Source organism: Streptomonospora nanhaiensis (genome assembly GCF_026642255.1).
Taxonomy (GTDB): Bacteria; Actinomycetota; Actinomycetes; order Streptosporangiales; family Streptosporangiaceae; genus Nocardiopsis; species Nocardiopsis tropica.
Window position 1 is genome coordinate 5,936,417 of record NZ_CP113264.1, and the last position, 19,382, is coordinate 5,955,798.

Here is a 19,382-nt window from a genome sequence, read left to right on the forward strand (position 1 = left end):
CCGGTTCCGCGGAAGGACCCGGGGGCCTCAGGAGTCGCCGAGTTCCCGTTCGACGGCCTCGACCTTGCTGTGCAGGCCGTCCGAGACGCCCTCGCGGATGTCGGCCTTGAGGGTGAGGGACACCCGCGAGGAACCCTCGCCCGCGGCGGCGACGGCCCGCTTGACGACGTCCATCACCTCGTCCCACTCGCCCTCGACGCTGGTGAACATGGCTGTGGTCTCGTTGGGCAGCCCGCTCTCGCGTACGACCTTCACGGCCCGCGCGACGGCGGGGGCGACGGACTCGCCGGCCCCGAGCGGAGAGACAGAGAATGCGACGATCATGCGGCCATGCTAGGCACAGCACGGGTCGGATGTGAACCCTCTCGGGGTCACGCCTCCCACTGTGTCCCCGGGGGCATCGACTCCAGCCAGGACAGGAACCCCGTCAGGGCGCTCTCGCTCATGGCGATCTCGTACACCGCCTCCCGGGGCTCGCTGCCGTCCTCGGCGGCCCAGCCGATCCGGACGACGGTCACGTCCACGGGCAGGTGCTCGGTGTCCTCGCCGCTCGGGACCCGCCTCCCCACGACGACGAGGCCGCGGCGCGACAGGAACACTGTCGGCCGCGGCCTGAGGGAGAAGATGGGGAACCAGCCGAGGTTCTCCGTTCCGTACCGGCCGAAGCCGATACGCCAGGAGCCCCGGCGGCCCCGCCCGCCCGGTGTGCGCAGGTAGCACTCGACCGCGCCGCCCCGCTGGACGAGTACCCAGCGGCGCACGGTGACGGCGAGCACCACCGCGAGGAAGACGAAGAGCAGGGCGAAGAACACCCACTGCGCGGACCCCAGCCAGGAGCCCGGTCCCGCCTGAGCGGGAAGCGGTCGTTCCATGCCCACTGCCGTTCCGCCGTCCCGGTTCGCTAGGCGACGTCCTCGCCAGCAGCGCGCAGGCGGCTCCGAGCGCGGCCCAGGGCGACGGTGTCGCCGGCCTCGGTCGCGTTCTTCAGCGCCGTGCGCGCACGGTCCACATCGATGTCCTCGGCGAGCTCGGCGGTCTCGGCGAGGATGGAGACACGACCCTCACCCGAGACCGAGACGAACCCGCTGTGCGCGGCGGCCCGGACCTCTCCGGTCTCCCGCGCACCCAGTACGCGAACGACGGCGTCGTGGGCCAGCAGCGAGAGCACCGGGATGTGCCCGGGCTGGACGCCGATCTCGCCCTCGACGGTCTTCGCGATGACCATGTCGCCCTCGCCGGCCCAAATCTCACGTTCGGGCGAGACGATCTCGACGAAAAGCTTCTTCGACACTGCCACAAACTCCTCGGCTAGCGGGTGGGTTCGGCCGGGCCGGCCCCGACGTGTTGTCGTTCGGGACCGGCCCGGCCGGAGAAACTGTCCCGCCCGTCGCCCGCCACCACCCTGAACGGACGCTTCGCGCGGTTCTAGCCCTGAAGCTGCTTGGCCTTCTCGACCGCCATGTCGATGTTGCCGACGTCGAGGAAGGCCTGCTCGGGCAGGTGGTCGTACTCACCGTCGCACAGGCCCTTGAAGGAGGCGATGGTCTCCTCCAGGGGGACGAACACGCCCGGGGTACCGGTGAACTTCTCGGCCACGAACATGTTCTGCGACAGGAAGCGCTCGATGCGGCGGGCGCGGTTCACGACGATCTTGTCCTCTTCGGACAGCTCGTCCATACCGAGGATGGCGATCTGGTCCTGGAGGTCGTTGCTCCGCTGGAGGATCTCCTTGACGCGCTGCGCCACCTGGTAGTGCTCCTCGCCCACGTACTGCGGGTCGAGGATGCGGGAGGTGGACGTCAGCGGGTCCACCGCCGGGTAGATGCCCTTCTGCGAGATCGGGCGGGAGAGCTCGGTCGTCGCGTCCAGGTGGGCGAAGGTGGTCGCCGGCGCCGGGTCGGTGTAGTCGTCCGCGGGCACGTAGATCGCCTGCATCGAGGTGATCGAGTGACCGCGGGTCGAGGTGATCCGCTCCTGGAGCTGACCCATCTCGTCCGCCAGGTTGGGCTGGTAGCCCACGGCCGAGGGCATGCGGCCCAGCAGCGTGGAGACCTCGGAGCCCGCCTGGGTGAAACGGAAGATGTTGTCGATGAAGAGGAGCACGTCCTGGTTCTGGACGTCGCGGAAGTACTCCGCCATCGTCAGAGCGGACAGGGCGACCCGCAGACGGGTGCCCGGGGGCTCGTCCATCTGGCCGAAGACGAGAGCGGTGTCCTGGAGGACCTCCATCTCGTCCATCTCCAGGAACAGGTCCGTACCCTCACGGGTGCGCTCGCCGACGCCGGCGAACACGGACACACCGCCGAAGTTGCGGGCGATACGGGTGATCATCTCCTGGATCAGCACGGTCTTGCCGACACCGGCGCCACCGAACAGACCGATCTTGCCACCGCGCACGTACGGGGTGAGGAGGTCGATCACCTTGATGCCCGTGACCATCATCTCGGTCTTGGACTCGAGCTGGTCGAAGGACGGGGCCTTGCGGTGGATCGGCCAGCGCTCGGTGACGCCGAGCTCCTCCGCCGACACGTCCAGGGGCTCGCCCAGGGTGTTGAACACGTGGCCCTTGACGAGGTCGCCGACGGGCACGCTGATGGGCGCGCCGGTGTCGCGCACCTCGGCGCCGCGGACGAGGCCGTCCTGCGGGGCCAGGGAGATGGTCCGCACCAGGTTGTCACCCAGGTGCTGGGCGACCTCCATGGTGATGGTCTTGGCCTTGCCGCCGACGGTCACGTCGGTGTGCAGGGCGTTGTAGATGGCGGGCAGGGAGCCGACGGGGAACTCCACGTCGACGACCGGCCCGGTCACCCGGGCGATACGGCCGGTGGCGGTGCCAGCCCCAGCCGTCTCTTCAACTGTCGCAGTCACTTTTGCTACTCACTTCCTGCGCTGGCAGCGGAGAGGGCGTCGGCACCGCCGACAATCTCACTGAGTTCGTTGGTGATCTCGGCCTGGCGCGCCTGGTTGGCCAGGCGTCCCAGGTTCTTGACGAGGTCCTCGGCGTTGTCCGTGGCGGCCTTCATGGCCGCACGGCGGGACGCCTGCTGGGAGGCGGAGGCGTCGAGGAGCGCGAAGTAGATCCTGTTGGTCACGTACTGCGGGAGCAGGGCGTCCAGCGCCTCCTCCGCGGACGGCTCGAACTCGTACAGCGGCAGCGGCTCACTTCCGTGGGCGGCCTCGAGTTCGCTCTCGTCGCTCTCCTCGACCTCCAGCGGCAGCGCGCGGACGGTGCCGGCCCGCTGGGTCAGCATCGAGACGAACTCCGTGGAGACCACGTGGATCTCGTCGACGCCGCCGTCGGACGTGTCCGCCAGGAACTTCTCAATGAGGGCGGAGCCGATCTCCTGGGCGTGCGCGTAGGTCGGACGCTCGGTGAAGCCCTCCCACTGCGCCTCGATCGGACGATCGCGGAACTTGTAGAAGGCCACGCCCTTGCGGCCCACCATGTAGGTGAGAACCTCCTTGCCCTGCTCCCGGAGGAGCTGGGTGAGGGATTCCGCCTCCTTCAGCACGTTGGCGGAGAAGGCGCCGGCCAGGCCCTTGTCACTGGTGATGACCAGGACGGCAGCGCGGGTCGGGTTCTCGGACTCGGTCAGCAGCGGGTGGTCCGACACCCGGCTGGCCAGGGCCGAGACCGCCCGGGTGATCTCCCGCGCGTAGGGCCCAGCAGCCTCAGCCGCACGCTGCGCCTTGGTGATGCGCGTCGTGGCGATGAGCTCCATCGCGCGGGTGATCTTCGCCATCGACTTCGTCGAGCGGATCCTCCGGCGATAGACGCGAAGCTGTGCACCCATGGGTTACTTCCCGCCCTTGGCGACCTTGATGGTCTCCTGGCCGACCTTCTCCTCGGAGAGCGCCTCGGCCTCGGCCTCGGTGCCCAGGAGGGAGCCCGCGGAGGTCTGGAAGCCCTGCTTGAACTTCTCCAGGGCCAGGTCGAGCGACTTCTCGGTCTCGGACTCGAACTTGCCGGTGTCCCGGATCGTCTCCAGGATGCCGGCGTGCTCGCGGCCGAGGTGCTCCAGGAAGTCGTCCTCGAAGCGGCGGACGTCCTCGACCGGGACGTCGTCGACGCGGCCGGTGGTACCGGCCCAGATCGACACGACCTGCTGCTCCATGGAGTAGGGCGAGTACTGGCCCTGCTTGAGGAGCTCCATCAGACGGGCGCCGCGCTCCAGCTGCTGCTTGGAGACGGAGTCCAGGTCCGAGCCGAAGGCGGAGAAGGCCTCGAGCTCGCGGTACTGGGCCAGGCCCAGGCGGAGGGTACCGGAGACCTTCTTCATCGCCTTGGTCTGCGCCGCGCCACCGACACGGGAGACCGACACGCCGACGTTGATGGCCGGACGCTGTCCCTGGTTGAACAGGTCGGACTCCAGGAAGACCTGGCCGTCGGTGATGGAGATGACGTTGGTGGGGATGTACGCCGAGACGTCGCCCGCCTTGGTCTCGATGATCGGCAGCGCCGTCATCGATCCGCGGCCCATCTCGTCGGAGAGCTTCGCGCAGCGCTCCAGGAGACGGGAGTGCAGGTAGAAGACGTCACCGGGGTAGGCCTCACGGCCCGGCGGGCGGCGCAGCAGCAGCGACACCGCACGGTAGGCCTCGGCCTGCTTGGTGAGGTCGTCGAAGACGATGAGGACGTGCTTGCCCTCGTACATCCAGTGCTGGCCCAGGGCCGAACCGGTGTAGGGGGCCAGGTACTTGAAGCCGGCCGCGTCCGACGCCGGGGAGGCGACGATCGTGGTGTACTCCATCGCGCCGGCCTCTTCGAGGGCGCCGCGCACACCCGCGATGGTCGAGCCCTTCTGACCGATCGCGACGTAGATGCAGTGCACCTGCTTGTCGGGGTCGCCCGACTCCCAGTTGGCCTTCTGGTTGATGATCGCGTCGATGCAGACCGCGGTCTTGCCGGTCTGACGGTCGCCGATGACCAGCTGGCGCTGGCCGCGGCCGATCGGGGTCATCGAGTCGATCGCCTTGATACCGGTCTGGAGCGGCTCGTGGACCGGCTTGCGCTCCATCACCGAGGCGGCCTGGAGCTCCAGCTCACGCCGCTCGGTCGACTCGATCTCGCCCTTGCCGTCGATGGGGGCGCCCAGGGGGTCCACCACGCGGCCGAGGAAGTTGTCACCCACCGGCACCGAGAGGAGCTGGCCGGTGCGACGCACCTTCTGCCCCTCCTCGATGCTGGTGAAGTCGCCCAGCACGACGACACCGATCTCGCCGACCTCAAGGTTCTGGGCCAGACCGAGGGTGCCGTCCTCGAACTTCAGCAGCTCGTTCGCCATCGCCGAGGGAAGGCCACCGACGCGGGCGATGCCGTCACCGGAGTAGGTGACGGTACCGACCTCTTCCGCGCGGGTGGCTTCAGGCTCGTACGACTGGACGAAGCGCTGTAGCGCGTCCCGGATCTCGTCCGGCCGGATCGTCAGCTCCGCCATCTCTACGTTGTCCTTGCTCTCAAATGGCGCCGGGCTGGCGCCGTGCGTGCTTGCCTTGCGTACTGTCAGCCGGCCAGGCGGCGCTGGACCTCGGCGATACGCCCGGCGATGGTCCCGTCGATGACCTCGTCACCCACCTGGATGGACAGGCCCCCCACGATCTCGGGGGCGACCTCGGTGTTGAGGTGGATGTCGCGGCCGTAGGCGCGCGAGAGCGCGGCCCCGAGCCGGGACTGCTGGCTCTCGCTCAGGGCGACGGCGCTGCGGACGACGGCCACGTAGCGCTTGGCGCGCTCCGAGACGAGTCCCCCGAAGTGGTCCAGCGCCTGCTCCAGCGTACGTCGCCGGGGTCGGGTCACCGCCTCGCCGACCAGCGTCAGCGTCGCGGCGTTCACCTTGCCCGAGAGCAGGCTCTCCAGGAGGGAGAGGCGCTGCTCGGGGGCGACCCCCTCACGGGTGAGGGCGTCGCGCAGCTCGGGCTGGGCGGCGACGATCCGCTGGAAGCGGAACAGCTCGTCCTCCAGCTCGTCGAGCGCCGAGGCGTTCTGGAGCGCGGCGACGGTCGCGTAGACCGCCATCCGCTCCATCGCGTCCACGAGGTCGCGCGGACCGGACCACTTCGCCGAGACCACGTCGCCGGCCACGATGACCGTGGACGGGGAGACCTTGGTCTCCAGCAGCTCGCCGATCAGCTCGGTCTTGCGCTCTGCCGGGTTCGCCTGGTCGGCGAGCCACCGGCGGAGCGAGTGCTGGCTCCCGAGAAGGGCGACGACCTCGAAGAGCTCGCTGCCCAGGGAGACACCACTCTGCGCGGTGCCGACCGACGCCAGGACGTTCTCGTCCAGGCGCCGGGTCACCTCGACCAGCGACGTGCGGCTGATACCACGCATCAGCGCACCTCTGCTTGCTGCGTGCTCTGGCTCTGCTCCAGCTCGTCCAGGAACCGGTCGATGACGCGGTTCTGGACGGCGCTGTCGCTGAGGGTCTCACCCACGATGCGACCGGCCAGGTCGGCGGACAGGCCGCCGATCTCGCCGCGCAGCTGCACCATGGCCTGCTGGCGGTCGGCCTCGATCTGGGCGTGGGCCGCCTCGACGATGCGGCGCGCCTCGGCCTGGGCCTCCTCGCGCGCCTCGGCGATGATCGCCGCCCGCTGCTCCTTGGCCCTCTCGAGCTCCTGGGCGGACTCGCGGTGCGCCTCCTCGAGCTTCTCGCGGTACTGCTGGCGGATCTCCTCGGCCTCGGCCTCGGCGCGCTTGGCCCGCTCGATGCCGCCCTCGATGGCGTCATGACGCTCGTCGAGGACCGCCATCACCTTGGGAACCGCCTTGCGGGCCACAAAGAAGTAGACCACGGCGAGCGCGATCGCACCGAAGGTGAACTTCACCCAGTCGATCCGCAGAATGTTGTAATCGGCTGCCAACTCCACCAACATGGTCAGCCCTCCTTCGCGTCAGTTGCCATCAGAAAACGGTTGGCAAGTTCGACTAGCCCTGGGGAGCGGCGAAGGCGAGGACGAAGCCAAGGATCGCCAGGGCCTCGATGAGGGCGAAGCCGAGGTAGATGTTGGTCTGCAGCGGGCCGCGGGCCTCGGGCTGGCGGGCGATGGCCTGCATGCCGAGACCGAACACGATACCGACACCAATACCGGCGCCGATGACGCTGATGCCGTAGCCGATGGTGTTGATGTTGCCGGTGATCGCAGCGATGTCCATTGATGTTTCCCTTTACTCGACGTCCGGCGTTGCTCGTCGCAATTGGTCAGTTCGCCGGTGTGGACGGGTCAGTTCTTCTCGCCCCTGGCACGGCCGGTCGGCCGCGCAGGAGGGGAAGGGGGTCTAGTGGGCCGCTTCGAGCGACTGGTTGATGTACAGGCTCGCCAGCAGCGTGAAGATGAACGCCTGGACGAGCATGATCACGATCTCGAAGACGAAGAAGGCGAGGTAGCCGAACAGCGCCGCGCCCGAGAAGAGGAGCGAGACACCGACCAGCAGGGGCTCGGCCGTCAGGTTGAGCATGTACCAGCCGCCGTAGGCGAACACGGCGAGCAGCAGGCTGCCCGCGAACATGGTCGCGAACAGACGCAGGGCGTGCGTGACCGGGCGGATCAGGAAGACCGAGAGGATCTCGATCGGGGTGACCAGGATGTAGATCGCCTTGGGCATCCCGGGCGGGAAGATCTGGTTCCGGAAGTAGCCCCAGCCGCCCTGGTTGCGGATGCCGATCACGATGGTCATCACGTAGATGACCCCGGCGAACATCGCGGTGAAGGCCAGGTTGCTGTTGACCGGGAGCATGCCCGGGATCAGCCCCGTGAAGTTCATGGCCAGGATGAGCGTGAAGACACCGGTCATGAACGGGATGAACCGGTCGCCCTTGGCACCCATCGTCGGGCGGGTGATCTGGTCCCGGATGAACAGGACCAGCATCTCGCCGACGCTCTGCCTGCGACCAGGGACGAGGCTCAGCTTCTTGCTGAACCACGACCACAGAAGCAGGACAGCACCGACGGCGACGAGAAGCAGGACCAGGTACAGGTCGATGCCCGCGCTGCCGGGGATGTTGGCGAACCACGGTTCCGGGAAGAACATCCCGATAGTGGGCGGCGTGAACCCGCAACCGTTGTCACCGAACAGGTGGCAATTCGGTTCGGCCGCGAGAATGCGCACGTCAGCACTCACGGCGAATCCTTTCGTCGTGACGCAAGAAAGCCTCGTTGATGGTTGTTACAGAGCGTCGTCGCACGATCGTCGACGCCGGACTGGCGGGAGGGTTCAGACCTGGCGGGTCTTGACGACGATCACGTAGATCGCGCCGACCATGCCCAGAACCGCCCCGATGGGCAGGAAGAGCGCCTGGAACCCCAGGAGCTTGTCCGCGGCCCAGCCGATCGCGCTCCAGACGAGCACGCCCGAGAGCAGAGTGGAGAAGAGTGCCCAGCCGTCGGACTCGCGCGGTGCCGGGGGCGTGCGCTTCTCCGATTTTCTGGCTGGTTCGCTGCTCATCTCGCTCCGGAATATAGCATGTGGGCCTTGGCGGGAACGGGGCCGTCCGCCTGCCGAGGTTCAGGGTAATACGCCCTTCCCGACGGGCTGCAACGGGGCACCCCATCACGCGTTCTCCGAACCCTCGTTCGGGGTCACGTGAAGGATCTTGGCCTTCGAGATCGCCCACGTCTGGCCGCCCAGCCAGGCGAGCACGACCGCCAGGGCGCTGTAGACGAAGGCTGCACTGCTGAGGTCCTCGACGAGGGGACTGCGGCCGAGGGTGACGAGGATGACGCCCAGCACCGCCATCTTGACGACGAAGCCGAGCATGTTCGCCGCCAGGAAGAGGTCCTTGTTGCGGCGCGTGATCATGAGGACGGCCCACTGCCCCAGCCCGAAGCAGCCGAGCACGATCACCACGGCGAACAGGGAGCTGAGAGCTCCCGGGACGCCGGCGAGGAGCGCGGAGACCGCAATGGCCAGGAGCCCGCACGCAGCGCTGGGAAGCGCGGCGCCACGGAGGATCCGGGCGTCGTGTTCCTGCATCACAAAGCTCCGTAGGGGTTCAGTGGGTACCTGCTCGTGAAAGCTATCACAAGGTTCTCGGTGCTGAATCCGGGGGTTCCTTAACGCGACCTTAACGCCCCGCAAAACGCCCGTTCCGGGCGTCCTCCGGGGCCTGTGTCACCTTCACCACACCGGTCCGGCCTCCGCCTTCGCAGGTCACCGCCACCGCCTTCCGAGACCTTGGTCCCGAATGCCGACGCCCTTTCAGGCATCAGATGGCGAATCGTGACCTGCCCCCGTCTTAACGCGGTCCTTGCGGTCCCACGGCAGGAGGCCCCGGCGCCGCAGGCGGGGCAGGGCGATGAGGCCGACAGCACACGTGGCGACCAGCGCGGTGACCGTCAGGACGATCACCGGGGAGTCGAACACCGACAGGGAGACCGCGGCGAACGCCACGATCCCCGCCCACAGGTACATGAGGAGAACGGCCCGCATGTGGCTGTGTCCCATGTCCAGCAGGCGGTGGTGGAGGTGGCCGCGGTCCGGGGCGAAGGGGGACTTGCCCGCGAGGGTCCTCCGCAGCACGGCGAGCACCAGGTCGGCCAGCGGCAGCGCGATCACCAGGAGCGGCAGGGCGATCGGCAGGAACACCACGAGCCCGCCGGAGTTGAACTCCTCACGTGCGGTGTTGGCGTCGAACTGGCCGGTCACCGTGATGGTGATCGAGGTGAGCAGCAGTCCCAGCAGCATCGAGCCGGTGTCGCCCATGAACACCCTGGCCGGGTGGAAGTTGTGGAAGAGGAAGCCCGCGCACGTGCCCGCGAGGATGATCGCGATCATCGCCGGATACGACTGGCGGACGAAGCCCTGCTCGACGGCGACCACGTAGTAGTACGCGAAGAACGCCAGGGAGGAGATGCCGACGATGCCCGCCGCCAGTCCGTCCAGACCGTCGGCGAAGTTGACCGCGTTGATGGTCACCACGATGAGCAGGATCGACACCATCGCGCCCAGCCACGGCCCCAGGGACAGCTGGGTGCCGGGCAGCGGCAGCCACAGCAGCTGCACGCCGTTGGCGACGAGGATGCCGGCGGCCACGACCTGGCCGGCCAGCTTGCTGAGCGCGTCCATGCCCCAGCGGTCGTCGATGATCCCGATGACCGTGATGAGGCCGCCCGCGAGGAGGAGCCCCAGCCAGGTGTCGGCGACGAAGACGTTCTGCAGGTGCGGGAGCTGCGCGGAGATCAGCAGGGCCGCCGCGAACCCCCCGTAGATGGCGAGCCCGCCCAGGCGCGGGATGGGCTCGGTGTGCACGTCGCGGTCGCGCACCGGCGGGGTGGCGCCGATCCTGATGGCGAACTTGCGCACCAGGGGCACGAGCAGGTACGTCACCGCCGCGGCGATGACGAAGGTGAGCGCGTACTCTCGCACGGCCTGGCCCCTCTAGTTCTCGGAACGGTCGCCGTCGGGGAGCTGCCCCGTCTCGGGGGTCCTGCCGTCCTGCCCCGCGGCGGTGCCGCCGCCGGTGGTCCGGTCGCCGCCGGGGGCGGCTTCCGTGTCCGCCCCGGCCGCCGCGGCTCCGCTCCCGGAGGCCGTGCCCTCGGAGGCCCCGTCCCCGGAGGCCTGTGCCGGGTCCGCCCCCCCGGTCCCCGCGGCGGCGGGCGCCTCGGACCGGGACGCGGCCCTGCGGCTCGCCTTGGCGGCCTCGCCGGCCTTGGCGACCTCGTCCTCCCTGACCGGCTTCATGCGGCCCTGGCGCAGCTCTCCGATGACGGTGCCGCACACCGCGCGCAGCTGCTCGATGGAGATGGCGCCGGACCGCAGCACCCGCGGCACGGCGTAGGTCAGGTCGACGATGGTCGAGGCGACAGGGGAGTCGGCCTCCCCGCCGTCCAGGTACACGGCGACGTCCTCGTCACCGAGCTGCTCCAGCGCCTCCTCCATCCGCGTGGCGGCGGGCAGGCCCGACTTGTTGGCGCTGCTCACCGCCATGGGCCCGACCTCCTTGAGGAGTTCGAGGGCGACGGGGTCCATCGGCATCCGGACGGCCACCGTGCCCTTGGTGTCGCCGAGGTCCCAGGACAGGCTGGGGGTGGCGGTGCACACGAGGGTCAGCGGGCCGGGCCAGAACTCCTCCATGAGGTCGCGGCCGTGGTTGCCGAGGTCCTCGATGAGGGCGGTGGCCGCGCGCATCGAACCGACCAGGACCGGCGGCGGCATGTCGCGGCCGCGCCCCTTGGTGGCGAGCAGGTTCGCCACCGCGGCGGGGCTGAAGGCGTCGGTGCCGATGCCGTACACGGTGTCCGTGGGCAGCACCACCAGTTCACCTCGGCGTACCGCGGACGCGGCGTCGGCGATGCCGTCCTTGCGGGCGGTCTCGTCCGCGCAGTCGTAGATGCGGCTCACCTGCGTTCACCTCATTCTCGAACGGGGTCGACCGGGTTGAGCGGTCCGACGGGAGTACGGGGGTGGGGCACGGCCTCGTCAGCCGTCCCCGTCGGCACGTCGCATGACCACGAAGCGGTCGCGGCGGGCCATGTCCTTGCGGTTGAGGACGTCGCGCCAGCCGTTGTCCTCGGGGAACAGCCAGGGGATGTCGATGCCCTGTCCGTCGTGGTGCTCGACGGCCATCGCCCCGCCGGGGCGGAGCAGCCTGCGGCCGACCGCCTCCAGCTCGCGGATCATGTCGAGGCCGTCCTCGCCGGACCACAGGGCCGGGGCGGGGTCGTAGTCGCGCACCTCGGGCGGGATGGCGCCGGAGCCGCGCGTGGGGACGTAGGGGGGGTTGCTGATGAGGAGGTCGACGCGGCCGTTCAGCTCGGGCAGCGCCGTGCGCATGTCGCCGTGGTGGGAGGTGACGCGGTCGGCGTGCCCGCTGGAGTCGATGTTGCGGCGGGCCCACCCCAGGGCGACGGGGTCGATCTCCACGGTGTGCACCCGCGAGCGGGGTACCTCCTGGGCGATGGAGATCGCGATGGCGCCCGACCCCGTGCCGAGGTCGACGACCAGGGGGTCGGCGACGTCCATGGCCCGCAGCGTCTCGATCGCCCAGTCGACCATGATCTCGGTCTCGGGCCGGGGCACGAACACGCCGGGGCCGACCTGGAGGTCCAGGTAGCGGAAGTAGGCGTGGCCGGTGATGTGCTGGAGGGGTTCGCGCGCCTCCCTGCGGGACACGCACTCCCAGTAGCGGGCGTCGAAGTCGGCGTCGGCCACCATGTGCAGCTCACCTCGACGCACACCGTGCACGAACGCCGCGAGTTCCTCGGCGTCGGTGCGGGGTGAGGCGACGCCCGCTTCGGCCAGCCGGAGCGTGGCGCGGGCGACCTCGTCGAGTAGCAGGTTCATGATGACTGGGCGGCTTCGAGCCTCTCCTTGGTGTCCGCGTCCACGAGGGCCTTGACGACCCCGTCCAGCTCCCCGTCGAGGACCTGGTCGAGGTTGTAGGCCTTGAAGCCGACACGGTGGTCGGAGATGCGGTTCTCGGGGAAATTGTAGGTGCGCACGCGCTCGGAGCGGTCCACGGTGCGGACCTGGCTCTTGCGCTCGGCGGAGGCCTCGGCGTCCGCGCTGGCCTGGGCCTCGGCGTAGATGCGGGCCCGCAGGATGCGCATGGCCTGCTCCTTGTTCTGGAGCTGGCTCTTCTCGTTCTGGCAGGAGGCGACGATGCCGGTCGGCAGGTGGGTGATGCGGACCGCGGAGTCGGTGGTGTTGACGCTCTGGCCGCCGGGCCCGGAGGAGCGGTAGACGTCGATCCGCAGGTCCTTGGCGTGGATCTCGACCTCCACCTCCTCGGCCTCGGGGACGACCAGCACACCGGCGGCGGAGGTGTGGATGCGGCCCTGGGACTCGGTGACCGGGACGCGCTGGACGCGGTGCACGCCGCCCTCGAACTTGAGCATCGGCCAGACGCCGGCCCCCGGCTCGGGGGTGCCCTTGTTCTTGAAGGCGATCGTGATGTCCTTGTAGCCGCCCAGGTCGGAGTGGGTGGCGTCGATGACCTCGGTCTTCCAGCCCTGGCGTTCGGCGTAGCGCAGGTACATGCGGACCAGGTCGCCGGCGAACAGGGCCGACTCCTCGCCGCCCTCTCCGGCCTTGACCTCCATGATGAGGTTCTTGTCGTCGGAGGGGTCGCGCGGGACGAGGAGGACGCGCAGCCGCTCGGTGAGCCGCTCGGCCTCCTCGGTCAGGCGGTCGGCCTCCTCGGCGAAGGAGGAGTCCTCGGCGGCGAGCTCGCGCGCGGCGTCGATGTCGTTCTCGACCTCCTTGAGCGCGCGGTAGGCCTCGATGATCGGGGTGAGCTGTGAGTAGCGTTTGCCCAGCGTGCGCGCCCTGGTCTGGTCGGCGTGCACCTCGGGGTCGGCGAGCTGCTGTTCCAGCTCGTAGTACTCCCCCAGCAGGTCATCCAGCTTCACTTCTGCCACGTCCCCGTCTTGTGTGTCCGTCTCCCCCTCGGGGGCCAACCTGGTCCCGTGGCGCCGCGTCGGCGGCGCCACGGGACAGGGGCGGCGCTACTTGCGCTTGCCGAAGCGCTTCTCGAAGCGGGCGACGCGGCCGCCGGTGTCGAGGATCTTCTGCTTGCCGGTGTAGAACGGGTGGCACTCGGAGCACACCTCGGCACGGATCTTGCCCCCGCCCACGGTGCTGCGGGTGACGAAGTGGGCGCCACAGGTGCAGGTCACCTCGGTGGTGACGTACTCGGGGTGGATGTCGGCCTTCATGGTGTTCTCCTCATCAGGGGCGCGACCGCCGGACGCATGCCAAGCCGCACCACCCGGCGGGTGGTCGGCGTGGTGGGTCATGCGCGAACCGGTGTCGCGGCGATCCAGGTAGTCAGGGGCGGCGGGCCCTGCCGGAAGAAGGCGGGCCGTCACCCCGGTACCAGTTTGCCAGACCGATAACGATGCCGGGACCAGTGTCTATTCCGTCCCCCTCCCCCCTGGCCCGGGGGCGGCGTCCCGCGGGGCCCGGGGCGCCCCCGCGGAGTCCGCCCGGCGCATCAGGAGCACCAGCGCGGCCAGGGTCGCGAGGAGGAGGGCGAGCACGGCGGTTCCGGCGTTGACGCCGAACCCGTAGACGAACACGTAGCTGACCGACCCGGCCAGGAGCACGTAGTAGGCCATCGGCAGGATCGTCTGCCGGATGAGGTCGCCCTCCCTGCCGACCAGGCCGACCACCGCGGAGGCGGCGACCACGTTGTGGACGGTGATCATGTTGCCCGCGGCCCCTCCGACGGCCTGCGTGGCGACGACGGTCTCCGGCGGGATACCGATGCGCTCCCCCGTCGAGAACTGGAACAGGGAGAACATCAGGTTCGAGACGGTGTTGGAGCCCGCCACGAACGCGCCCAGGGCGCCGATCCACGGCGCGTAGAGCGGCCACGTGGCGCCGCCCAGCTCGGCTGCGCCGGCGGCCAGGGTCAGGGGCATGCTCTCCATCGCGGTTTCGCCGAACTCGGCGCCGGTGTTGATGAACACGCGGACGAGGGGGACGGCGAAGAGCAGCGCGACGGCGGCGCCGGCCAGCTGCGATCCGGCCGCCTTCCAGGAGTCGGCCACCTGGCGCGCGCTCATGCGGTGCAGGACGCAGGTCACCAGGCAGACGAGGACGAAGGTCGCCCCGGGCGAGTAGAGGGGCTCGACCGCCTGGGCGACGGGGGTGCCGAGGATGTCGGTCGCGCCGACGGTGATGCCGGACAGCCACGCCTTGAGGGGTTCGACGGTGCGGGTGGCCACCAGCAGCGTGGCGACGAGGAGGTAGGGGGTCCAGGCGCGCAGGAGGCCGATGCGCCGGTCGTCGGCGAGGACGGTGTCGCCCTCGCCCGGGGCGATGCTGCCGCTCCAGCGGGCCAGCCAGTCCTCGCGCGGCGGGAAGTCCCAGGCCCGCTCCGGCATGAGGAAGCCCTTGCGCGCCGCGAGCACGACGACGACCAGGCCGGTCAGCCCGCCGAGGAGGCTCGTGAACTCCACACCGAGGAAGTGGTTGTACAGGACGGAGGGGACGGTCATGGCGAAGGCGGAGAAGAGCGCGAACCTCCACACCCCGAGGCCGTCGGAGAAGCGCCGCCCGCCGCCGTAGAAGCCGCAGAGCATGCAGCAGATGATCAGGGGCACGAGGGTGCCCGCGACGGCGTGCAGGAGGACGGTCTGGAACCCGATGTGGCCGATGAACTCCGGCACTGCCAGGCCGAGCGCGGAGGCCCGCTCGGCGACCTCGGGCGACCCCTCCAGGCCCCCGGCGACGCCCACCAGGATGGGGGTGCCGACGGCGCCGAAGCTGACGGGCGTGCTCTGGATGACCAGGCCGACCATGACGGCGGCCATGGCGGGGAAGCCCAGGGCCAGCAGGAGGGGCGCCACGACGGCGGCGGGTGTGCCGAACCCGGAGGCCCCCTCGATGAAGCTGCCGAACAGCCAGCCGATGATGATCGCCTGGACCCGGCGGTCGGGGGTGATGTCGGTGAACGTGGAGCGGATGGTGGCGATGGCGCCGCTCTTGGTGAGGGTGCTGAGCAGGAGGAGCGCGCCGAAGACGATGTACAGGAGTCCGGCGGCGAGGATGAGCCCCTGGATCGTGGACGCGGCGATCGACCGCCAGTCGGTCTCCCAGGCGAGGACGGCGACGGCCACGACGACGGCGTACCCGGCGGGCATCGCGTACATGGCGGGGACGCGGAAGCCGACGAGGAGGACTCCGACCAGCAGGATGGGGGTGAGCGCCAGAAGGCTGAGCAGGGCGAGGTTGTCCATGCGGACTGCTCCCTGGAACGGGGGTGGTGCACTCGACCCCGCGACGATAGGCCGGTGTCGGCGGTCGGACCATCCCCCCTCTGTGATCCGAGACACACCAGTGATCTTTTTCGTTCCTCGGCCTCGGGATCCCGCCATGCGGAACACGTGGGTCCCTCCGTCCCCGCCCTCCCCGGAGCACCCCCGGCACACACGACGGCCCCCTCCCTGGCGGGAGGGGGCCGTCGGCGTCACGGGCGGGCCGGGGTCAGCGCTCCGGGCCCACGGTGGTCTTCTGGATCTGGAGCAGGAACTCCGCGTTGCTCTTGGACTCCCTCATCTTGTCCAGGAGCAGCTCGATCGCCTGGGTGGTGTCGAGCGCGTGCAGCACCCGGCGGAGCTTCCAGACGACGCCCAGCTCCTCCGAGGACATCAGGATCTCCTCCTTGCGGGTGCTGGAGGCGTCGACGTCCACGGCCGGGAAGATCCGCTTGTCCGCGAGGCTCCGGTTGAGCTTGAGCTCCATGTTGCCGGTGCCCTTGAACTCCTCGAAGATCACCTCGTCGGCGCGCGATCCGGTCTCGACCAGCGCGGTCGCCAGGATGGTCAGCGAGCCGCCGCCCTCGATGTTGCGGGCCGCGCCGAAGAAGCGCTTGGGCGGGTAGAGGGCGGTGGAGTCCACACCACCGGACATGATGCGCCCGCTCGCCGGGGCGGCCAGGTTGTAGGCGCGGCCCAGGCGGGTGATGGAGTCCAGCAGGACGACGACGTCCATGCCCATCTCGACGAGCCGCTTGGCACGCTCGATGGCCAGGTCTGCGACGACCGTGTGGTCCTCCGCGGGGCGGTCGAAGGTCGAGTGGATGACCTCGCCCTTGACCGTGCGCTGCATGTCGGTGACTTCCTCGGGCCGCTCGTCGACCAGGATCACCATCAGGTAGCACTCGGGGTTGTTCTCGGTGATCGCGTTGGCGATCGCCTGAACCACCATCGTCTTGCCCGCCTTGGGCGGGGAGACGATGAGCCCGCGCTGGCCCTTGCCGATGGGCGCCACGAGGTCGATGATCCGCGTGGTGAGGATGTGCGGCTCGGTCTCCAGGCGCAGGCGCTCCTGGGGGTACAGCGGGACGAGCTTGGAGAACTCCTGGCGGCCCCGGGCCTGGTCCGGCGACATGCCGTTGACCGAGTCCAGGCGCACCAGGGCGTTGAACTTCTCCCTGCGCTCCCCGTCCTTGGGCTGGCGGACGGCGCCGATGATGTGGTCGCCCTTGCGCAGGCCGTGCTTGCGCACCTGGGCCAGGGAGACGTACACGTCGCTCTGGCCGGGCAGGTAGCCGGTGGTGCGGACGAAGGCGTAGTTGTCCAGGATGTCCAGGATGCCCGCGACGGGCAGCAGGACGTCGTCCTCGCCGATCACCGGCTCCGGCTCCTGGCCCGTGCCTCGTCCGCGGCGGTCCCGGCGGTCCCGGCGGCGTCCCCGGCGGCGTCCGCCGAAGTCGTCGTCGTCGCCTCCGGGGCCACGGTCGCGGTCGCGGTCCCTGTCGCGGTCCCGGTCACGCCCCTGGCTCTGGCTCTGACCCTGGTTCTGACCGCCTCCGCCCTGCTGCGGGGCACTGCCGTTGGCGTTCTGGTCGTCGCCACCGCGGTTGCGGTTGCGGCGGTTGCGCTGGCGCTCGCGACCCTGCCCGGACCTGTTGTCACGGTCCTCGGCGGAGTCGGGGCCGTTCTTCTGGGGGGTACTGGATGTCTTGGTCACGCTGCTCGCGGAGGTAGAGGAGTCGGCGCCGTCCACCGACCTGGCCTGGTCGCCGGTCTCGTCGCCGCGCCTGCGGGACGAACGCCGGTTGCGGGACGACTTGTCGCCCCGTCCACCCTGGGGGTCGGTCACGGCCTGGTCCGACGGCCGGTCGGCCGCGCGCTGACGCGGGGCTTCGTCCGTGCTCGCCGTGTCGGGGGCCTGGGCCTCGATCGAGCCGTCGGTTGCCTCGACCTTACCGGCCTTGGGAGCCGTGTCGGCTTTCTTTGCGGTTTTGACCTTCGTCGGGCCGCCCACGGGGCCGCCCTGCTTGGTCTCGATCGCGGCGATGACGTCGCTCTTGCGCATGCGCCCCGTACCGGTGATGCCCAGGCTGGAGGCGAGCTTCTGGAGCTCGGGGAGCTTCAGAGCCGCGAGCCCGGTACCGCGCGACGCCGTGCGGGACCTGGACGACGCACCTGTGGGCGCGCCATCGCCAGCCTCCGCTGCGGAGGCGCCGGTGGAGGCTTTGCTGTCGACCGCCGCGTCCGTGTGGAGTTCGGTGGTGTCGCTCACTAAGGGTCCTTCCCAAGGAGCGGGCTTCGGCCGTCAGCGGATTGCTTGATCGGCCGGCCCGGTGGTGCGAACCGGCAGGGGCCGGGTAGGGCTTGCCCCACGTGGATGTCGGAAACCGGTGTGAAGACGGTCCCCTACCCAATCGCGGCGGGCTCTGGGTACAGCCAGACGTCGGGGCGGATGGCTCGGTGGTGATGCCCGTCAACCGTGGTGACACACTCATCCGAGGAGGAGTGGACTTCGATGACGTTGGCACAGTCGCGGGAGAACCGCTGACTCGACACGTTGGCCGCCGCTTCCGAGTGGTCGTGAGATCGAACCATCGGAGTATGGGATGCGGAAGCCGCTGTGGCGGATGAGCACTCGCCCCGCAACGGGGCATCCGGTGCTTCACCTAGCCTAACATCACCAGAGGCCACGGCTATTCCTCGACACAGGTGCTACGGATGGGGAGATGGGGACCGCACCCCTCCGGCTCAACGTGTAGGGGGCGTATGTCCCAATCATTACCCGCCCTCCGACGGATCGAATCAACCTGTCGGATGATTTCCGGCGAATCAGGCCCGGCAGCACCCGCACCGACCGAGCACAGCACCAGCACCGTGGGACCCGCGCCGGAGACCACCGCGGGCAGTCCCTCGTGTCGGCGCAGGTCACGGATGAGGGCGAGGGTGCGCGGCATCGCCGGGGCCCGGTAGGCCTCGTGTAGCCGATCCTCGGTCGCCGCGTACAGGGTTTCGGGGTGGCCACAAACGGCCGCCGTCATCAGCGCGGAGCGCCCGGCGTTGAAGGCGGCGTCGGCGTGCGGCACCGTCTCCGGCAGGAGGCCCCGCGCCCGCTCGGTGGACAGCCGCTCGCCCGGGACGCACAGCACCGGGAGGATCCGCTCGTCGGGGGAGAGGCGCACCGCGCCCCACCGGCCGCCGTCACGGTAGGCGACCGTGTACCCGCCGTAGACGCAGGGTGCCACGTTGTCGGGGTGGCCCTCGATGTCGGCGGCGATCTGGTAGATCGCGTCCCGGTCCGGCCCGCCGTCGGGGCCTGTCCGTCCCAGCAGGGCGCTCGCGGCGGCGACGCCGCCGACGATCGCCGACGAGGAGGAGCCGAGCCCCCGGGCGTGCGGCACGTTGTTGACGCACGTCAGGTCGAGCCCGGGCAGCTTCTCCCCGGCGCGTTCGTAGGTCTCGCGCATGGCGCGGACGACGAGGTGCCGCCCGTCGAGCGGAACCTCCCCGGCTCCCTCCCCGCTGACGCGGACGCGGAGCTCCCCGTCGTCCCTGAGGGCCGCCTCGAACTCGTTGTACAGGCGCACGGCCAGGCCGAGGGCGTCGAAGCCCGGGCCGAGGTTGGCGCTCGTGGCGGGCGCGCGGACGGACACCGCGGTGGGGCGTGGTGGGGTCACTGCGGTCTT

At 69.8% G+C, this 19,382-nt stretch carries 19 protein-coding genes and 1 pseudogene; all 20 read right to left on the reverse strand.

Features of this window, described 5'->3' with window-relative positions; genetic code table 11:
• Positions 1 to 27: 27 nt before the first annotated feature.
• The 20 genes and pseudogenes from OUQ99_RS25570 to thrB all read right to left on the reverse strand — a co-directional run bounded on the left by OUQ99_RS25570 (position 28) and on the right by thrB (position 19,349).
• Positions 28 to 324 (reverse strand): MTH1187 family thiamine-binding protein, encoded by a 297-nt coding sequence (locus OUQ99_RS25570; RefSeq protein ID WP_267946333.1) that lies wholly within the window; start codon positions 322 to 324, stop codon positions 28 to 30.
• A gap of 47 nt (positions 325 to 371) precedes the next feature.
• Positions 372 to 872 (reverse strand): DUF2550 domain-containing protein, encoded by a 501-nt coding sequence (locus tag OUQ99_RS25575; protein WP_267946334.1) that lies wholly within the window; start codon positions 870 to 872, stop codon positions 372 to 374.
• 29 nt (positions 873 to 901) lie between these two features.
• Positions 902 to 1,291 carry a F0F1 ATP synthase subunit epsilon gene (locus OUQ99_RS25580; RefSeq protein WP_267946335.1) on the reverse strand — a complete coding sequence of 130 codons (390 nt, stop codon included), beginning with the start codon at positions 1,289 to 1,291 and terminating at the stop codon, positions 902 to 904.
• A 134-nt stretch (positions 1,292 to 1,425) separates the two neighbouring features.
• A complete protein-coding gene (atpD, locus tag OUQ99_RS25585; RefSeq protein ID WP_267946336.1) occupies positions 1,426 to 2,868 on the reverse strand; it encodes a F0F1 ATP synthase subunit beta in 1,443 nt (480 codons plus the stop codon).
• A gap of 5 nt (positions 2,869 to 2,873) precedes the next feature.
• Positions 2,874 to 3,794 (reverse strand): F0F1 ATP synthase subunit gamma, encoded by a 921-nt coding sequence (locus tag OUQ99_RS25590; RefSeq protein ID WP_267946337.1) that lies wholly within the window; start codon positions 3,792 to 3,794, stop codon positions 2,874 to 2,876.
• A gap of 3 nt (positions 3,795 to 3,797) precedes the next feature.
• Positions 3,798 to 5,438, reverse strand: coding sequence for a F0F1 ATP synthase subunit alpha (atpA, locus tag OUQ99_RS25595; protein ID WP_267946338.1), 1,641 nt, complete (start codon positions 5,436 to 5,438; stop codon positions 3,798 to 3,800).
• A gap of 65 nt (positions 5,439 to 5,503) precedes the next feature.
• Entirely contained in the window at positions 5,504 to 6,328 is an 825-nt protein-coding gene (locus OUQ99_RS25600; protein WP_267946339.1) for a F0F1 ATP synthase subunit delta, read from the reverse strand.
• The gene (locus tag OUQ99_RS25605; RefSeq protein WP_267950496.1) at positions 6,328 to 6,870 is read right to left on the reverse strand and encodes a F0F1 ATP synthase subunit B; all 543 of its coding nucleotides are present in this window, start codon (positions 6,868 to 6,870) and stop codon (positions 6,328 to 6,330) included. The genes OUQ99_RS25600 and OUQ99_RS25605 overlap by 1 nt, the downstream gene beginning before the upstream one ends.
• A gap of 55 nt (positions 6,871 to 6,925) precedes the next feature.
• Positions 6,926 to 7,153, reverse strand: a complete 228-nt coding sequence (gene atpE / locus OUQ99_RS25610) for an ATP synthase F0 subunit C (protein ID WP_267946340.1) — start codon at positions 7,151 to 7,153, stop codon at positions 6,926 to 6,928.
• Positions 7,154 to 7,276: 123 nt separating this feature from the next.
• A complete protein-coding gene (gene atpB / locus OUQ99_RS25615; RefSeq protein ID WP_267950497.1) occupies positions 7,277 to 8,107 on the reverse strand; it encodes a F0F1 ATP synthase subunit A in 831 nt (276 codons plus the stop codon).
• 105 nt (positions 8,108 to 8,212) lie between these two features.
• Positions 8,213 to 8,443 (reverse strand): AtpZ/AtpI family protein, encoded by a 231-nt coding sequence (locus OUQ99_RS25620; RefSeq protein WP_267946341.1) that lies wholly within the window; start codon positions 8,441 to 8,443, stop codon positions 8,213 to 8,215.
• A 105-nt stretch (positions 8,444 to 8,548) separates the two neighbouring features.
• Entirely contained in the window at positions 8,549 to 8,971 is a 423-nt protein-coding gene (locus tag OUQ99_RS25625; RefSeq protein ID WP_267946342.1) for a hypothetical protein, read from the reverse strand.
• Positions 8,972 to 9,196: 225 nt separating this feature from the next.
• Entirely contained in the window at positions 9,197 to 10,363 is a 1,167-nt protein-coding gene (locus tag OUQ99_RS25630) for a glycosyltransferase family 4 protein (RefSeq protein WP_267946343.1), read from the reverse strand.
• A gap of 12 nt (positions 10,364 to 10,375) precedes the next feature.
• Positions 10,376 to 11,338 carry an L-threonylcarbamoyladenylate synthase gene (locus OUQ99_RS25635; RefSeq protein ID WP_267946344.1) on the reverse strand — a complete coding sequence of 321 codons (963 nt, stop codon included), beginning with the start codon at positions 11,336 to 11,338 and terminating at the stop codon, positions 10,376 to 10,378.
• A gap of 78 nt (positions 11,339 to 11,416) precedes the next feature.
• Complete coding sequence (gene prmC, locus OUQ99_RS25640; RefSeq protein WP_267946345.1) at positions 11,417 to 12,280, reverse strand: peptide chain release factor N(5)-glutamine methyltransferase; 864 nt, start codon at positions 12,278 to 12,280, stop codon at positions 11,417 to 11,419.
• The gene (gene prfA / locus OUQ99_RS25645) at positions 12,277 to 13,347 is read right to left on the reverse strand and encodes a peptide chain release factor 1 (protein ID WP_267950498.1); all 1,071 of its coding nucleotides are present in this window, start codon (positions 13,345 to 13,347) and stop codon (positions 12,277 to 12,279) included. The genes prmC and prfA overlap by 4 nt, the downstream gene beginning before the upstream one ends.
• Positions 13,348 to 13,443: 96 nt before the next feature.
• Positions 13,444 to 13,653 (reverse strand): 50S ribosomal protein L31, encoded by a 210-nt coding sequence (gene rpmE / locus OUQ99_RS25650; protein WP_267946346.1) that lies wholly within the window; start codon positions 13,651 to 13,653, stop codon positions 13,444 to 13,446.
• Between the two features lie 198 nt (positions 13,654 to 13,851).
• Entirely contained in the window at positions 13,852 to 15,681 is a 1,830-nt protein-coding gene (locus OUQ99_RS25655; protein WP_267946347.1) for an L-lactate permease, read from the reverse strand.
• A 247-nt stretch (positions 15,682 to 15,928) separates the two neighbouring features.
• On the reverse strand, positions 15,929 to 17,971 hold the full coding sequence (gene rho, locus OUQ99_RS25660) for a transcription termination factor Rho (RefSeq protein WP_267946348.1): 2,043 nt from the start codon (positions 17,969 to 17,971) through the stop codon (positions 15,929 to 15,931).
• Positions 17,972 to 18,411: 440 nt separating this feature from the next.
• Positions 18,412 to 19,349: pseudogene (gene thrB, locus OUQ99_RS25665) on the reverse strand (homoserine kinase).
• Positions 19,350 to 19,382: the final 33 nt, after the last annotated feature.

What these genes read in the sequence shown, in the direction of transcription:
- OUQ99_RS25570 (WP_267946333.1), bottom strand. Translation starts at nt 324, where the DNA reads ATGATCGTCGCATTCTCTGTCTCTCCGCTCGGGGCCGGCGAGTCCGTC.
- OUQ99_RS25575 (WP_267946334.1), bottom strand. Translation starts at nt 872, where the DNA reads ATGGAACGACCGCTTCCCGCTCAGGCGGGACCGGGCTCCTGGCTGGGG.
- OUQ99_RS25590 (WP_267946337.1), bottom strand. Translation starts at nt 3,794, where the DNA reads ATGGGTGCACAGCTTCGCGTCTATCGCCGGAGGATCCGCTCGACGAAG.
- atpA (WP_267946338.1), bottom strand. Translation starts at nt 5,438, where the DNA reads ATGGCGGAGCTGACGATCCGGCCGGACGAGATCCGGGACGCGCTACAG.
- OUQ99_RS25600 (WP_267946339.1), bottom strand. Translation starts at nt 6,328, where the DNA reads ATGCGTGGTATCAGCCGCACGTCGCTGGTCGAGGTGACCCGGCGCCTG.
- atpE (WP_267946340.1), bottom strand. Translation starts at nt 7,153, where the DNA reads ATGGACATCGCTGCGATCACCGGCAACATCAACACCATCGGCTACGGC.
- OUQ99_RS25620 (WP_267946341.1), bottom strand. Translation starts at nt 8,443, where the DNA reads ATGAGCAGCGAACCAGCCAGAAAATCGGAGAAGCGCACGCCCCCGGCA.
- OUQ99_RS25625 (WP_267946342.1), bottom strand. Translation starts at nt 8,971, where the DNA reads ATGCAGGAACACGACGCCCGGATCCTCCGTGGCGCCGCGCTTCCCAGC.
- prmC (WP_267946345.1), bottom strand. Translation starts at nt 12,280, where the DNA reads ATGAACCTGCTACTCGACGAGGTCGCCCGCGCCACGCTCCGGCTGGCC.
- rpmE (WP_267946346.1), bottom strand. Translation starts at nt 13,653, where the DNA reads ATGAAGGCCGACATCCACCCCGAGTACGTCACCACCGAGGTGACCTGC.
- OUQ99_RS25655 (WP_267946347.1), bottom strand. Translation starts at nt 15,681, where the DNA reads ATGGACAACCTCGCCCTGCTCAGCCTTCTGGCGCTCACCCCCATCCTG.